The following is a 14738-nucleotide window of genomic DNA, read 5'->3' on the forward strand; positions in this document are numbered from 1 at the left end:
GACCGGAACAGCAGCACGCCCCCGGAGCGCGGCCGACCGCGCCGGGGGCCTTCGACCCGGCGAACCCGTAGACGAGGACCAGCCCCATGCAGCGACACGCCGGCGATGACGACCTCGCCCCCACGGCCCTCAGGACGGCCGCCCCGGCGGGCCCGCCCTCCCCACAAGACCTTCCCGACTCCGCGTACGCCATCAGCACGCGCGGTCTGGTCAAGAGCTACCCCGGACCGGAGGGCACCACCACCCATGCCGTGAGCGGCCTGGACCTGGACGTGGCGCGAGGCGAGACCTTCGCTTTCCTCGGTCCCAACGGGGCGGGCAAATCCACCACCATCTCCATGCTGTGCGCGCTGGCCCGCCCCACCTCCGGTCATGCCACGGTGGCCGGCGCCGACGTCCTCACCCAGCCCCAGACGGTACGGCGAAGGGTCGGGATGCTCTTCCAGCACAGTGCCGTGGACCCGGACCTGACGGCCGAACAGAACCTCCACATCCACGCACGCCTCTACGGGCTGGCCCGCCGTGAGGCCCGCCGGCGCGCCGCCGAAGTGCTCGACACCGCCGGACTGACCGACCGGCGCCGCTCCCCCGTCCGCACTCTGTCCGGCGGCATGCGGCGCCGCCTGGAGATCGCCCGCCAACTGCTGCACGCCCCCGGCTTGCTGTTCCTCGACGAGCCGACCACCGGACTCGACCCCCACGCCAGGGCCCAGGTGTGGGAGCACCTCCGTGCGCTGCGCGAGGCGCACGGCAGCACGCTCTTCGTCACCACCCACTACCTGGAGGAGGCGGAGAACTGCGACCGCCTCGCCATCATCGACCGCGGCCGTCTGGTGGCCCAGGGCACGCCCCTCGCGCTCAAGGCCGGGATCGGAGACGACCGGGTCGTGCTGCGCACCAGCGACGACGAGGCGGCGCAGCGGGTCGTACAAGGCATGGCGCCGCCCGACCGGGACGTCACCGTCGACGCGGGCGGCGTCTCCCTGCGAGTCCCGGGCGGCAGCACCTGGATCCCGCGTCTGTGCGGGGCGCTGGAGGCACGCGGCATCGCGGTGAACGCCGCTTCCGCGACCCCGCCGACGCTGGACGACGTCTTCTTCCACCACACCGGCCGCAGCCTCGACGCCGCACAGCCCGGCCGGGCACCCGCTCCCCCCTCCGCGCGACCGACGGCCGCGGCCGCGAAGAGCGGCGGTGGCCGATGACCGCCCTCACCTGGACGTCCTCGGATACACCCGACGGGGCACGGGTCACTCGTCTGCGGCGCGAACTGCGGGCCGTCCACGCCCTGGTCCACCGCGATCTGCTGCGCCTCGCCGGACAGCGCACGCACACGGCGATGATGCTGCTCCACCCCGTGCTCTACCTGCTGATCCTGGGCGGCGGTCTGGCCGCCCTCATCCCCCGGTCGTCCCTGGGCGTCGGCTACCAGGCCTACCTCTTCCCCGGCATGCTGATGATGACGGTGCAGACGCCCGCCATCATGGTCGGCATCCGTCTGATCACCGACCGGGAGAGCGGCTACCTGCGCGAGCTCCTGATGGCCCCGGTGCACCGCTCCACCCTGCTCCTGGGAAGCTGCGCGGGCGGCACGCTGACCGCCGCCGTCCAGGGCGCCGTCCTGCTCGGCCTGGCCGGCGTGGCGGGCCTGCCCTACGATCCGCTCCTCCTGGTGCTGCTTCTCGCCGGCATGGTCCTGGCCTCCTTCACCATCACCGCCCTGGCCCTCGCCCTCGCCGTGGGGCTGCGCAGGGCCGAGACGTTCCACACCCTGCTCGGCCTGGTGATGATGCCGCTGCTGTTCCTCTCCGGCGGCTTCTTCCCGCTCTCGGCCCTGCCGGCCTGGGCCCGGACGCTGTCCGACCTCAACCCCCTGGCGTACGCGATCGACCTCCTCCGCCGCACCATCGCCCTGCGGGTACCGGACCAGGCGGCCGTCGCGGGAATCGAATGGGCCGGCCGGCAACCGCCCCTGCCCCTCGAAGCCGCCCTGCTCCTGGCCGCCGGCGTCGTCGCCCTGCTGTGGGCGACGCACCGCTTCAACCGCCCCGAGTGAGCGGAAAGACGGGTTCCGCGTCCCGCGCGGGAGCCGGGACCGATTGTCAGTGGGGGGTGAGACGGTAGGAGCATCCAGTCGGAAAGAGGGGGAAGCTGTCTTGTCCGGAACCCAGAACTACATCAATCACGTCGCCCTTGTGCTGGACGCCAGTTCGTCGATGTCACACCTGAGCGGCAAGGTCGTGGAGGTGGCGGACCAGCAGATCGCCTACCTCGCCCGCCGGTCGAGGGAGCTGGACCAGGAGACCCGCGTCACGGTGTACGTCTTCGCGGACAAGGTGGAGTGCGTCATCTACGACAAGGACGTGCTGCGGATGCCTTCGTTGAAGCAGCTGTACCGGGTCGGCGGCATGACCGCCCTGCTGGCCGCCGCGCTGAAGTCGCAGCGGGAGCTGGCGCAGACCGCCCAGCTGTACGGCGACCACAGCTTCCTGACGTTCGTCCTGACGGACGGCCAGGAGAACGCCAGTCACCGCTGCCCCGACGCCCCGGCCGGCACCGCGCGTGAACTGGTCAAGGCCATGGCCGAGATGATCGCGGCCCAGGAGGACAACTGGACCCTCGCCGTCCTCGTGCCGGACCAGATGGGCAAGCGCGAGGCCATGAACTGCGGCTTCCCGAAGGAGAACATCGCCGTCTGGGACGCCACCAGCACCCAGGGCCTGGAGGAGGCCGGGCAGGTCATCCGCGAGGCCACCGAGAAGTTCATGGTGGGGCGCACCAAGGGCATTCGCGGTTCTCGGGCGGTGTTCTCCACGGGCGCGGAGGCGGTCAACGAGGAGACCATCAAGGCGGCCGGGCTCACCCCGGTGGACCCGTCGGAGTACCGGCTGATTCCGGTGTCCCGTGAGGCGGGGATCCGGGAGTGGGTCGTCGAGTCCGGGCACGCGTACCGCACGGGCTGCGCGTTCTACCAGTTGAGCAAGGTGGAGAAGATCCAGGCGCGGAAGCAGATCGCGGTACTGGAGAAGAAGACGGACCGGGTGTACACGGGGCCGCAGGCCCGGGCCCTGCTCGGCCTGCCGGACGTGGAGACGCGGGTCAAGCCCGACCACAACGACGACTTCACCATCTTCGTGCAGAGCACCAGCGTCAACCGGAAGCTCGTCTCCCACACGCGGCTCCTCCTCATGAACTGACGAGTCGCGGCCCGGCCGGCCCCTGGGACCGGCCGGGCACCGGCCTCGTCATCCGAGCGGGACGCTTCCTCGGGCGAGGGGGCCGGCGTCGAGGTGGGCGGCGATGCGCGCGAAGGTTCGGGGGTTGTCCTCGAACAGGTGCGCCTGCATGCCGGCCGCCCGGGCGGCCTCGACGTTGACCGCGACGTCGTCGATGAACAGGCAGCTCTCCGGGCGCGCGTCCAGGGCGGCGCATGCGGCTTCGAAGGCGCGCGGGTCGGGCTTCTCGATGCCGATCTCGTGTGAGTAGACGATCCGGTCGACCAGTTCGTCGAAGCGGTACAGCTCCGTCTCCCGCTCGCGGGCCCCGACGAAACTGTTGCTCAGGATGCCCAGCCCGCACTTCCCCCGCAGTCCTCGCACATGGTCGATGAGCTCGTCGTTCGGGGTCCCCAGATACTCCGTCCAGAGGTCGGCCATGAAAGCCTCGACGTGCGGGCCGTCGAGGCCCAGACGTGACGCCACCTCCCTGTGCACGTCCCGCTCACCGACGGCCCCGATGCCGCCGGCCGCCCACACGTCCCGCATGCGCTCGTTCACGCCGCCGTCCGGCAGTCCCAGCCGCTCCTCCCACCGGCGCACCCATCCCGTCTCCGGCGTGATCTCCAGCACGCCCCCGATGTCGAAGATCACGCAGGTCACGGACACGCGCACTCCCCCTCCTCGTTCCACCCGGATCACCGGGCGGGCCTCATGCCGCCGGTTCACGCGTCGGCAGGGACACTCTCGTCTCGCGCCCCGGGCCACGGTCAAGCGATCGCCGAGGCCTGTGACACCCCTGTCGCAATCCGCCACCACGCTCCGCCCATCGGGCGGCCTGCGAAGCTGTGCCCACGACATCGACGGACGACCAGCTGCTCGGCGAGCTGATCGAGCGCTCGCACTCCCCGGACTGGGCCGTCCGGGCCGCCGCCGGCCGGCAGCTCGCGGCGTCGGAGCAGGCCGGCCGAGGAGGGGAGGTCCTTCTCCGCCTCCTCCTGGACGCTCACGACACCGCGGTCACCCAGGCCACGGCAGACGCCCTCCTCGAACGCGGGGACATCCTGGGGCTTCGCCACGTCCTGCTGGCTCTGGCCCGGGCGACCTCGGAGTGCACGGCGGACGAGCTGGCCGCGGCCTTCCAGGGCACTCCGGCGTGGATGACCGGCGAGGGCCTGAACCGGCTGCTCGGGCAGCTGCGAGAGCTCTCAGAGGACGACGACGCCGGGGTCCGCCGGGAGGCGCTCACCCTGCTCGCCGAGACGGCACCGGCCGGAGGCTGACGGCACGGCGTCCCGGCCGCGCCACGGAGCCACGGCCGCACCGCGGAATCCCGGCCGCGCCACGGACCACGGCCGCGCCGCGGCGCCGCCGGTCACGGGAGCGCACACCAGGGGGCCGTTTCGTACCCTGGCGGCATGCGCATGCGTCCCACTCTGAGCTGGACCCCCGACGAGGACCTGCCGCCGGGTACGACGGACCTGGGGCCGGTCGTCGACGCGCTGGACACCGGCGGTGTGCTGGTGCTCAGCGGGGCGGGGATCTCCACCGAGTCCGGCATCCCCGACTACCGGGGCCAGGGCGGAAGTCTCAGCCGGCACACCCCGATGACCTTCCAGGACTTCACCGGCAGCGCCCAGGCCCGGCGCCGGTACTGGGCACGCAGCCATCTCGGCTGGCGCACCTTCGGTCGCGCGCTGCCCAACGCCGGGCACCGGGCGGTCGCCGCCTTCGCCCGCCACGGTCTGCTCTCGGGCGTGATCACCCAGAACGTCGACGGTCTGCACCAGGCCGCGGGCAGCGGAGGGGTGGTGGAGCTCCACGGCAGTCTGGCCCGGGTCGTCTGCCTCTCCTGCGGGACGTACAGCCCGCGCCACGAGCTCGCGCGGCGGCTGGAAGAGGCCAATGCGGGTTTCCGGCCGGTGGCGGCCGGGATCAACCCGGACGGTGACGCCGATCTGACCGACGAGCAGGTCGGCGACTTCCAGGTGGTGCCCTGCGCGAACTGCGGCGGCGTCCTCAAGCCCGACGTGGTGTTCTTCGGCGAGGCCGTCCCGCCCCGGCGGGTCGAGCACTGCCGCGGGCTGGTCGACGAGGCGGCCTCGCTGCTGGTGCTCGGCTCCTCGCTCACGGTGATGTCGGGCCTCCGGTTCGTCCGCCAGGCGGCCCAGGCGGGGAAGCCCGTGCTGATCATCAACCGGGACCCGACCCGAGGCGACCGGCACGCCCTCTCCCGTGTCGCCCTTCCCCTCGGGGCGGCCCTGACCAGCCTCGCCGAGCGGCTCGACATCCCCACCGGGGATCCGGCGGAGCTCGGCTGAAGCACCGGAGCCCCCGTCGGCCGGTGGAGACGGACCGCACCGGAGGGCCCGACCACGCGGTCGGGGCCCTCCGGTGCGGCCGGCCGGGTGCTCAGCCGGCCGCCGCGATCCAGGCGTCGAGCTGTTCCTGCGTCGTGGCCGGGTCGGCCACCAGCTCGGCCAGGGTGTCGTCGACGCGGTGGCGGGTCGCGATCGCGGGGCACCGCAGGCACGCGGCGATGCCGGTCTGGGTCCACCACTGGCACCGGGGCCGCAGGTGACACCGCGGGACGGAGCCGTCCTCACGCGCGACCGGCCGCGCCATGACGCGTTCGACCAGGGTGCAGTCGGCGCCCCGGCGGTTCACGCAGTCGCTCACGCAGTGCGAGGCGAAGCGCAGGATGCGGCGCGGTTCGATGTCCGCGGGGACATCGCCGAGCACCTCGGACGCCGGCACCGGATCGGCCAGGTAGACCACGCTCCCGTCCTGCCCGGACCGGACGCCCAGGACGACGGACTCCGGGGAGTGCGCCTCGCCGCTGGGGCACCATGTCTGCGTCGGCTCGTTCCCGCCCACGGTGGTCACCTCTCCGTCTCAGCAGGCGGTGCGGGAAGTGAGCGTCGCCTGACCACCGGTGCTGCCGCCGATCTCGGCGGCCCCGTCCTGCCGGTCCAGTTCGGCGGCGACTCCGATGCTCTCCTTGAGCTGGGCCACCGTCGTGATCCGGTCGGACCCGACCGGGGCCGATTCGCTCTCCGCACCGACCACGGCCACCAGGCCCGCGGCCAGCAACGCGGCGGCACCGGCCGCGGCCGCCCTACGCGTCGGACTCTCCATGACGTACTCCTGTCTCACGGTGGTTGGGAGTCAGGAGCGTAGGTGCGCCACAGGTCCGGGGTCGGCACTCGGCAGCGGCAGTCGTGCGGCAGTCGCGCCGGCCGGGGGCGTTCCTGCCGGGGCGGGAACCACGGGGCTCGCCGTACCGGCGACTCCGTTCGCCGGATGGGGCGTTGTTGGCGCGGCCCGTGGCTCCGCCGACGGTCGTCGGGAACCGGGAGGACCGCACGATGACGAACCGGCGGAGGCTCTGGGCGAGGCTGGTGGAGAAGCCGCCGCTCAGTGCCACGGGCGACCGCCGTCACGACGATTCCGAGGCGGGGATCCATCCGGTCGAGGTCCCGGTGCCCGAGCTGTACCCGCTCTCGGAGCCCGCCGCGCACAGGCCCTAACGTGGGTCCATGCTCACGACGACGCCACGGGTCGAACTAAGCCCGCTCACCCTCTCCGATCAGGACGAGTTCTGCACGCTCGTGCGGGCCAGCTCCGCACTGCACCAGCCGTGGATGCAACTGCCCGCGACGGCGGAGGCGTTCCGGGACTGGATGCGCCGCTTCGACGACGGCACCAACCAGGGGTTCCTGGTCCGTGTCCGGGAGACCGGCGAGGCCGCGGGCACGGTCAACATCAACTCGATCATCCGGGGCCGCTACCAGGGCGCTTCCCTCGGCTATGCGGCCTTCGCCCCGTCCGCGGGCTCCGGGTACATGACCGAAGGGGTCGCCCTCACCCTTCGGTACGCCTTCACCGAACTGCGGCTCCACCGGCTCGAGGCCTGCATCCAGCCGGCGAACAAGGCGTCCCTGGCCCTGGTCCAGCGGCTGGGCTTCCGCTACGAAGGGGTTTCGCCCGCCTACCTCTACATCGACGGGGGCTGGCGGGACCACGAGCGCTGGGCCGTCACCGCACCGCATCCGTGGACGCCCGATCCCTCCCTTCCCGAGGTCTGAGCCAGGTACCGCCGTGACGTCATCCGGCGACGGCCCCGGGGCGGAGGAACTCCCCGGCTCCCCGCAGGCGGGTGGCCAGCCGGCTCCGGGTCGCGCGGCCGTCGAGGACGATGCGGAGGCCGCCGGGCAGATCGGTGTCGGCGCGGCGGCCGGTCGGCAGACGGGACGGGTCGAGGCCGTCCCGCCGCGCGATGAGCGTGCCGAGTTCATGGCGGGTGACGGCCTGCGGGCCCGCGAGGTGGAAGACGCCGGTCTCGTCGGACCGGGCGAGTTCCCAGAGCGCTGCGGCCAGGTCGCCCACGTGGACGGGGCAGCGGACGTCGTCGGTGAACAGGACCCCGCGTCGGGTGCCCGCCACCAGTTGGTGCACGTGGCGTTCGTGCCCGGACCGGCCGTCGCCGACGATCAGCGAGGTCCGCGCGACGACCGCGTCGGCGCACAGCAACCGCACGGCGGTCTCGGCCGTCGCCTTCGCCGCCCCGTACGGGGTGACCGGTTCCGGCACGCACGTCTCGTCGTACGGGTCGGGGCGGCCCGGGAAGACGGCGTCGGTGGAGACGTGCACCAGCCGGATGCCCCGTCGCGCCGCGGTCCGGGCCAGGAGCACGCCTCCCTCGGCGGTGACCGCCCAGTCCGCCCCGCCGCTGCTCGCGTTGATCACCACACGGGGGTCCACCGCGTCCAGGACCTCCCGCAGGCGGGCGGGATCGCGCAGGTCCAGCCGGTGCCACGCCACCCCCGGTGCTTCGCCCGGGCGCGAGTGGAAGGTGGCGGCCGTGTCCCGGCCCGCCGTACTCCCCTGGCGGGCGAGCTCGGCGCCGAGATACCCGCTGCCGCCGACAATCAGTACCGTCATGCCGCCCCACGCTACGTCGGCGGCAGGCGCCCCGGGGACGGATCCGCCCCATCCCTCCGGTGCCGGACCCACCGTCCCGTCCGGTTCACCCCTGCGGGGCTTCCCCCGGGATTCGCCGGACCCCCCGCCCGGCCGGCGGTCTGGCGTACGGACTTGCCGGGCCGCCCGACCGCGGCCGCATGAGGAGGGTCCTGTGCCATCGCCCTGCGACCCCCGGTACGCTCCCGCCGGTGACGTGAGTGCGGCGATGATGCTGGTCGACTCCCGGCTCAAGGCCGTCCCCACCATGGCCGGCCCGGCCGACGCGGACCGGTGCTGACCTTCGGACCTCACGCACGGTCGGCCATGAAGGCCGTCAGGTCGCGGAGTACGCGGTCCGGGTCCTCCCAGTACGGGACGTGACCCACGCCCTCGTAGACGAGGAGCCGGGAGTCGGGGATCGTGTCGAGGATCGTCTGCTGGTCCTCGCGGGTCAGGATCGGGTCCTGGTCACCCCAGACGACCAGGGTGGGGACGAGGATGCCCGTGAGGGTGGCCCGCAGGTCGGTCTCGAGCAGCCCGCGCAGGGTCTCGCGCCAGACGTGCGCCGGGGCCTTGAGGCACTCGTCGGCGACGGTCTGCAGAAAGCCGCGCCCCATGGGGGTCGCCGTCAGGCCGTCGGCCATGGCTGCCGCGAGCGCCGGATCCACGGGGTCCTCCAACTCCCGGACCGTTTCCCAGAATTCCGCGGCCTTCGGCTTGTCCGCGAGGGTGGCCGGGACGCCGAGCAGGACGAGGCCCGCCACTCGGTCCGGTCGGCTGCCCGCGACGATGCGGGCCTGCACCCCGCCGCTCGATCCGCCGACCAGTACCGCCCGCTCGATGCCCACGCCGTCCATGAACGCGACCAGGTCCTCGGCGAAGTCCTCCGGCAGGTAGCCGTCGGGCGGCTTGTCGGCGTCGCCGTGGCCGCGTTGGGTCGGGGCGTAGGCGTGCAGGCCGGGAGGCAGACGGCGCAGCATCGGCTCGAACGTCCACCAGGAGTCCAGGTAGCCGTGGAGCAGGACGAGCGGTGTGCCCCCCGGACGGCCGGCTTCCGCGTACGGAAGCGTGGGGCGCCCCTCTCCCAGGACGGCTCTGTGCACGGCGACAACGGCCATCGCGGCCCTCCTCACCTCTCCTTCCCCCAGCATAGGAAGGACGGGTGAAGAGGGACAGTCGGGACCTTCTCGGGGGGCTCAGCGGCTCGGGCCGGCCTCCCCGTGCGGGTACGAGAGCTTCTCGGCGTTGCTCACGGCGCAGAGGCCGGTGACGAGGCCGTCGTCGACGCGCATCGCGAGGACGGTGTGTCAGCCGGTCGAGGGGAAGGGGCGCGCCTTCGCCGACGGAACGCCCCGCAGTCGTACGGCGAGCCGGGTGCAGCGTGCGCCGAGTGCGACGAGGAAGGCGGTGGGCAGGAACACCGCGTCGCAGACGACCATGGCCATGGACAGGAAGGGAATGCCGAGGACGACGGCGATGCCCAGGTGCTCGGCGATCATCACGGCGAGCAGGACGTTCTTGACCCGGCGGTTGGCCAGCGTGAAGGGGAAGGCGACCTGCACCGTCACCGTGGCGTAGCTGAGGGCCAGCACCAGTACGGTGCTGCCGGCCAGGGCTCCCGAGAGACCGGGCCAGGGGGTGAAGTAGTCCAGGTGCAGGGCGTAGTAGAGGGCGCTCCCCTCCTGCCACCGGCTGCCCTGGATCTTGTACCAGCCGGCGGTCGCGTAGACGAGGCAGACCTGAGCCATGATCACGGCCATCGCCGCGTTGTGGAGCATGGCGCCGGCCGCGTCGAGCACGGCCCGGAACTCGCGCCGCGGGAACCACAGTTCGGCCGCGCACCAGAGGCCCTGGACGGCCCACAGGGTCCAGAAGACCAGGTGCCAGCCGCGGGCGTCGTACGAGGAGAGCGGGACGAGCACCGCCACCGACGCGGCCCAGAGCAGCAGCCCGACCGGGTCGTGCGCCGGCCATGCGGTGTCCCGGGTCCCGCGGTCCGCGCGGAGCCGGGCGCGCCGGGCGTCGAGGGACCACACCTGGGCGCAGCGGGTGAAGACCAGGTAGATGACCATGATCCGGACGACGTTGTCGCCGCCGTCCCCGACGAGGGTGTTGCGGTTGACGATCGACAGGACCCCGGCCATGAGCACGACGGTGGTGCCCCTGGTGCGCCAGCCGAGCAGGACGGCGAGGGCCGCGGCCATGGTGACGACGTAGACGGCCTCGAACCAGAGGGCCCCGTCCCCCCAGACCAGCACGGTGAAGGTGCGCTCCTCGCGGACCAGCACCTGGGCCAGTTCGAAGGAGAGCGGACTGCGGTCGCCGTACAGCACGTGCCGGTTCGGCCATTCCCGGAGGAGGAAGGCGAGGACGACGGCGGACAGGCCGATCCTGAAGACGGCGGCCTGGTGGGGTGCGCGGACCGTGGTGAGCGCGGCCAGGAGGCGATCGAGGCGTCCGGCGGGCCGCGCGGCCTGAAGGGTGGTCATGTCACAGACTCCTGTGGTCCTGTTCGGTCACCGTCCACCAGGGCAGCAGCCGGTAGTCGGTGGTGTCGGACGGCGTCTCCGAGCTCCACTCCGGCGGGTCCACCAGCGTGAACCGGCCCCCGACCTGGACGGCGACGATCCGGCCGCCGTTCCAGGTGCTGCCGATGCGCTGGAGCACCACGCGCTCGAGGTAGTCGCGGGTCAGCGCCCCGCGCGCGCCCTTGGGACGGTCGCCCTTCAGGCTGTGCGTGGCGACGTACGCGTCCCAGGCCCGGCGCAGCATGTTCTGGTCGACGTGGCTGGGCGCGGGGTTGCCGTGGATCGCCTCGATGTCCTGGGCCGTGAGGTTGATCCACTCGCTCTGGTGGTAGCGGCCGTCCGGGCCGAGGGTGTTCACCCGGACTCCGACGGCGTCGTTGCGCTGCATCGGGTTCGGTGCGAACAGTTTCCAGTCCTGCCCGAACTCCGGCTGGACGTAGGCGTCGATGGCGTCGCGGTGTCGGACGCTGAGGGCGTTGGCCGGGGCGATGCTCAGGAAGACGAACGCCAGATGGACCAGCAGGGCACCGGCCAGGGCCAGCGCGGCGGCCGCGAGCGTGACCCGGGCCCCTCGTGACCACGGGACGGGCGGGGGCGTGGCTCCCATCGTGCTCCTTGTACGGGCGGCTGGGGCAGCGTGGCCGCGACCGGCCGCCGGGACCGGTCGCGGCGACGCCGCCGTGGATCAGGGGTGGGTGGGGCCGCGCCCGCCGGGCGCGGGCGCGGGCCTCCGGCTACTCGGGTGTTACAGCGGGCAGTTGTCCACGCGGAAGCCCTGGTAGTTGATGTCCGGGTGGTTGTCGCTCAGGTAGTCGGCCACGTTGTTGGCGGCCCCGCCGCCGTACCACTGCGGGTTCGACACCACTACGAAGAGGGTCGGGTTGGTGGGGGCGCCGTTCCTGACGCCGTTGTTGGAGCGCGGCGGCGGAGCACCGAAGACGGCGCTGTACAGCGTGTTCGGGCTGATGCCGGTCGGCCCCCACGCGGCGGGGTGGTTCTTCCAGAAGCCGGGCGAGCACCACTCGGCGTCCCCGGGCGGGGTGGTCGTTCCGTCGGTACCGGTCGTGCCGTCGGTGCCCGTGGTGCCGGTCGTGCCGGTCGTGCCGTCGGTGCCCGTCGTACCGGTGGTGCCCGTCTGCCCGGTCGTGCCGGTGAGACCGATGAGACCGGTCGTGCCGATGAGCGAGACGTCGCCCACGATCTTCGGGGAGAAGTTCGCGTTCTGCGTGCAGTACCCGAAGGTCCCGCCCTGGCAGCTGTGGTGGAGGTTGTGCTTCGACTTGTCGACGACGTGATCGCCGCCCTTGTCGTGGTCGCCCCCGCCGCGTACGGAGGCCACCGTTTCAACACTGCTGCCGAGGGCCTGGGACACGCCGACCAGACCGAGTGTCAGCGCACCCGCCGAGACCGACACCAGCAGTCCGCGGAGATATCGCATGCAACGTCCCTTCTCGATGGCGGCGGGAGGGCTCCCGCCGTGATTGCCCCACGTAACGGAGGGCTCACGAGCAAGGTGACTGGCCGAAAATCCACTTCGCCCCGATGGCTCAAAAAATCCTATTCGCGGAGACCTGAGTGGGGCGGCACACGACGGTTCCGGGGGCGCACGCCGTACCGCGTGCTCCGGCCGTTCGTGCGACGCGGTTCGGCAGAGCAGACGCGGCCGGCCGAGCACCGGCCCGGGCATCAGGGCCTCAGCAGTCCGCCCACCCACCAGTCGTGCGGCTTGCCGTCGTTGGCGATGCCGCGACCGCGCAGGGTCCCTTCGACGGTGAAGCCGAGCTTCTCGGCGACGGCACGCGAGCCGGTGTTCCCGGTCATGGCCCACCACTCGATGCGGTGGACGTCGAGGGTGGCCCAGCCCCAGTCGCACAGGGCCCGGGCGGCCTCCACCGAGTAGCCGCGTCCGCGCTGTTCCTTGACCGCCCAGTAACCGAGCTCCCAGACGCCGCGGCTGATGAGGGTCAGGCAGTAGGAGCCGACCAGGGCGCCGGTGTCCTTGCGGAACGCGCCGAGGGTGTAGTCCCTGTCCTCGGCCCACTGGGCGGGCAGCTTCTCACCGACGAGCTCCTCCGCGTCCGCGCGCCGGTACGGCACCGGCACCGGGGTGTAGAACTGGATGTCCTCGTCCTGGCAGGCTTCGTACACCGCGTCCACGTCGGCAGACGTGAAGGCCCGAAGCACCAGACGATCGGTCTCGAGAGTCACCGGATCCATCGCGGCAGTATGACCACCACCGACGAGCGGCGGCCAGCGAATATCCCGACCGCGCGCCGCGCACCGCCCCACCCCGAGCGGTCTACGGTCGTCGCAGCACCCCGGATCGGCTGCCGCCGGCGCTCGGCCCTGTGCCGGGACCGGCTGGAACGATCAGTGAACCGTCACCGATCGCCACGCGCTCCCGCCGGCTCGACGGCCGCCAGGCCGTCCGGGGCCGGACACGGACAGCAGTCGCAGTCGCGCGGAGGGGACCTCACCGCTGCGCCTGCCGGGCGAAGTACTTCTTGAGCCAGGTGAGCAAGGACGCGAACGCAGGGGTCATGGTGCCGTCCGACTGCTCCAGGGCCGTCACACGGCCGCTCTCCTCCATCGTGATCGTGTAGCTCATCGCGTCCCTGGCGCGGCCGTCGTCGTCCTCCACGGGTGTCGAGACGGCCGCCGCCACCAGCCGGGCCAGCTCACGCGCGGCGCTCTCGGGCAGGGTGTCCGTGTCCAGCACGTTCGGCCGGCGGCGGGAGTCGATCACCGCCGCCAGCCCGCCGTACGCCTCCAGAGTCACCTTCACCTGTGGGCCTTCAGCTCGGCCACGTCCTTGGCCAGCTCCGTGACCTTGTCGTTCAGCGCTCCGACCTGCCTGCTGAGGGCGCCGTCCTCCCGGGCCGTGCCACCGTTCCCGTCGATTGCGAAGCTCCGCATCCGGGCGATTCCGGTCGGGACACCCCTGATCTCGACTTCCACCTCCTGCCACGCCGACAGCACCGCGGACTGCTCGGCGCTGCCCGTGCCGAACAGCTCCCCGGCCTTCTGGAAGGTGGTGCCGGCGAAGTCCTGGAACCGGTCCTCGGCGCCGGACGCCCTGAGCGACTCGTACCAGATCGTTCCGGCGGCTTCCCAGGCGAATCCGCCGATGCGTACGGCCGTCAGGTAGAACGCCTTGTTCGGAATCCCGGAGTTGTAGTGCACCCCGCCGTAATCCCCTTTCCTGGTGTCGGGCAGGTGGATGAACCTGCTCATGCGGTCGGGCTGGGGGTCCTTGCCAAACTGCGGGTTGTCGTACGCACGCCCCGGGTCCTTCATCGACCTCATGGCGTCGCCGTTGATTCCCGGGGTCCACACGTCGGCCCCGATCAGCCAGTCCGCCTCGTCGGCCGTCTGCTTCAGAGACCACTGCTTCACCAGCGACCCGAAGACGTCCGACATGGACTCGTTCAGGGCCCCCGACTGATTGTGGTATTCGAATCCCGAGGTGTAATCGGTGACTCCGTGGGCCAACTCGTGGTAGATCACCTCGGGGGATCCGGTGAGGTCGGTGAACTCCTTTCCGTCCCCGTCGCCGAAGAGCATCTCCCGCCCGTCCCAGTACGCGTTGTTGATCTCGAAGCCGTAGTGGACGAACCCGTCCAGGCGCATCCCCCGGCCGTCGATCGAATTGCGCCGGAACACCTCCCTGTAGAAATCGCGCATGACGCCGAAGGCGTCGAACGCCCGGTTGACGGACGGGTCCGCGGACTCCGGGCCGTCTTCCGGCCTGGCCAGGACGGCGTCGGAGAGGAACTCTCTCTGCTCGCAGTCGAAGACGGTACGCCGGCCGTTGCCGGGGGCGGCCGCGCCGGTGAAGGACGCCCGGAGCCCTCGCTCACCCCGCAGGCGAGCAGTGATCAGCAGGGTGTCCAAGGCCGCCTGGCGCACCCCACTGTCTTCGCTCTCCAGCAGCTTTTCGAGAATGTACGGAGGGACGATGCAGTTGATCGGGCGGGTCCTGCTCATGGGACACCTCCTGAGAGAGAGGACCGACGTCGAGCATTGATCA

19 protein-coding genes are annotated in these 14738 nt (G+C 71.9%); 8 read left to right on the forward strand and 11 right to left on the reverse strand.

The features are described 5' to 3' along the window. Nucleotides 1-86: 86 nt before the first annotated feature. The 3 genes from K7G60_RS14155 (at nt 87) to K7G60_RS14165 (ending at nt 3197) form a co-directional block, all read left to right on the forward strand. A complete protein-coding gene (locus tag K7G60_RS14155) occupies nt 87-1205 on the forward strand; it encodes an ATP-binding cassette domain-containing protein (RefSeq protein ID WP_225801236.1) in 1119 nt (372 codons plus the stop codon). Continuing rightward, the gene (locus K7G60_RS14160) at nt 1202-2056 is read left to right on the forward strand and encodes an ABC transporter permease (RefSeq protein ID WP_225801237.1); all 855 of its coding nucleotides are present in this window, start codon (nt 1202-1204) and stop codon (nt 2054-2056) included. The genes K7G60_RS14155 and K7G60_RS14160 overlap by 4 nt, the downstream gene beginning before the upstream one ends. Nucleotides 2057-2156: 100 nt before the next feature. After that, on the forward strand, nt 2157-3197 hold the full coding sequence (locus tag K7G60_RS14165) for a vWA domain-containing protein (RefSeq protein WP_225801238.1): 1041 nt from the start codon (nt 2157-2159) through the stop codon (nt 3195-3197). A 48-nt stretch (nt 3198-3245) separates the two neighbouring features. On the opposite strand, the gene K7G60_RS14170 is transcribed toward K7G60_RS14165, so the two are convergent. Next, entirely contained in the window at nt 3246-3884 is a 639-nt protein-coding gene (locus K7G60_RS14170) for an HAD family phosphatase (protein ID WP_225801239.1), read from the reverse strand. Nucleotides 3885-4063: 179 nt separating this feature from the next. Between K7G60_RS14170 and K7G60_RS14175 the strand changes: the two genes are divergently transcribed. Both K7G60_RS14175 and K7G60_RS14180 read left to right on the forward strand, forming a co-directional pair. Then, nucleotides 4064-4498 (forward strand): hypothetical protein, encoded by a 435-nt coding sequence (locus K7G60_RS14175; RefSeq protein WP_225801240.1) that lies wholly within the window; start codon nt 4064-4066, stop codon nt 4496-4498. A 135-nt stretch (nt 4499-4633) separates the two neighbouring features. Next, nucleotides 4634-5536, forward strand: a complete 903-nt coding sequence (locus K7G60_RS14180; RefSeq protein WP_225801241.1) for an NAD-dependent protein deacetylase — start codon at nt 4634-4636, stop codon at nt 5534-5536. Nucleotides 5537-5627: 91 nt separating this feature from the next. Here K7G60_RS14180 and K7G60_RS14185 read toward each other — a convergent pair whose 3' ends face one another. After that, the gene (locus tag K7G60_RS14185; protein WP_225801242.1) at nt 5628-6092 is read right to left on the reverse strand and encodes a hypothetical protein; all 465 of its coding nucleotides are present in this window, start codon (nt 6090-6092) and stop codon (nt 5628-5630) included. Nucleotides 6093-6110: 18 nt separating this feature from the next. After that, nucleotides 6111-6353, reverse strand: a complete 243-nt coding sequence (locus tag K7G60_RS14190) for a hypothetical protein (RefSeq protein ID WP_225801243.1) — start codon at nt 6351-6353, stop codon at nt 6111-6113. 230 nt (nt 6354-6583) lie between these two features. On the opposite strand from K7G60_RS14190, the gene K7G60_RS14195 reads away from it, so the two are divergent. After that, nucleotides 6584-6745: a hypothetical protein gene (locus K7G60_RS14195; RefSeq protein ID WP_225801244.1), complete on the forward strand. Its 162-nt coding sequence runs from the start codon at nt 6584-6586 to the stop codon at nt 6743-6745. 9 nt (nt 6746-6754) lie between these two features. Continuing rightward, nucleotides 6755-7303, forward strand: coding sequence for a GNAT family N-acetyltransferase (locus tag K7G60_RS14200; RefSeq protein ID WP_225801245.1), 549 nt, complete (start codon nt 6755-6757; stop codon nt 7301-7303). 19 nt (nt 7304-7322) lie between these two features. Here K7G60_RS14200 and K7G60_RS14205 read toward each other — a convergent pair whose 3' ends face one another. Beyond that, nucleotides 7323-8159: a sugar nucleotide-binding protein gene (locus K7G60_RS14205; protein ID WP_225801246.1), complete on the reverse strand. Its 837-nt coding sequence runs from the start codon at nt 8157-8159 to the stop codon at nt 7323-7325. Nucleotides 8160-8352: 193 nt separating this feature from the next. Between K7G60_RS14205 and K7G60_RS38845 the strand changes: the two genes are divergently transcribed. Beyond that, a complete protein-coding gene (locus K7G60_RS38845; RefSeq protein ID WP_263985886.1) occupies nt 8353-8478 on the forward strand; it encodes a hypothetical protein in 126 nt (41 codons plus the stop codon). Between the two features lie 10 nt (nt 8479-8488). Here K7G60_RS38845 and K7G60_RS14210 read toward each other — a convergent pair whose 3' ends face one another. The 7 genes from K7G60_RS14210 to K7G60_RS14240 all read right to left on the reverse strand — a co-directional run bounded on the left by K7G60_RS14210 (nt 8489) and on the right by K7G60_RS14240 (nt 14695). Beyond that, nucleotides 8489-9298 carry an alpha/beta fold hydrolase gene (locus tag K7G60_RS14210; protein WP_225801247.1) on the reverse strand — a complete coding sequence of 270 codons (810 nt, stop codon included), beginning with the start codon at nt 9296-9298 and terminating at the stop codon, nt 8489-8491. Nucleotides 9299-9487: 189 nt separating this feature from the next. Next, nucleotides 9488-10669 carry an HTTM domain-containing protein gene (locus tag K7G60_RS14215; RefSeq protein ID WP_225801248.1) on the reverse strand — a complete coding sequence of 394 codons (1182 nt, stop codon included), beginning with the start codon at nt 10667-10669 and terminating at the stop codon, nt 9488-9490. A gap of 1 nt (nt 10670) precedes the next feature. After that, nucleotides 10671-11315, reverse strand: a complete 645-nt coding sequence (locus tag K7G60_RS14220; RefSeq protein WP_225801249.1) for a DUF5819 family protein — start codon at nt 11313-11315, stop codon at nt 10671-10673. A gap of 138 nt (nt 11316-11453) precedes the next feature. Further along, nucleotides 11454-12146 carry a hypothetical protein gene (locus K7G60_RS14225; protein WP_225801307.1) on the reverse strand — a complete coding sequence of 231 codons (693 nt, stop codon included), beginning with the start codon at nt 12144-12146 and terminating at the stop codon, nt 11454-11456. A gap of 248 nt (nt 12147-12394) precedes the next feature. After that, a complete protein-coding gene (locus tag K7G60_RS14230; protein ID WP_225801250.1) occupies nt 12395-12925 on the reverse strand; it encodes a GNAT family N-acetyltransferase in 531 nt (176 codons plus the stop codon). 256 nt (nt 12926-13181) lie between these two features. Continuing rightward, nucleotides 13182-13493, reverse strand: coding sequence for a protealysin inhibitor emfourin (locus tag K7G60_RS14235; protein WP_225801251.1), 312 nt, complete (start codon nt 13491-13493; stop codon nt 13182-13184). Beyond that, nucleotides 13490-14695 (reverse strand): M4 family metallopeptidase, encoded by a 1206-nt coding sequence (locus K7G60_RS14240; protein ID WP_225801252.1) that lies wholly within the window; start codon nt 14693-14695, stop codon nt 13490-13492. The genes K7G60_RS14235 and K7G60_RS14240 overlap by 4 nt, the downstream gene beginning before the upstream one ends. Nucleotides 14696-14738: the final 43 nt, after the last annotated feature.

It is taken from the genome of Streptomyces sp. NK15101 (assembly GCF_020400725.1).
Lineage (GTDB): Bacteria > Actinomycetota > Actinomycetes > Streptomycetales > Streptomycetaceae > Streptomyces.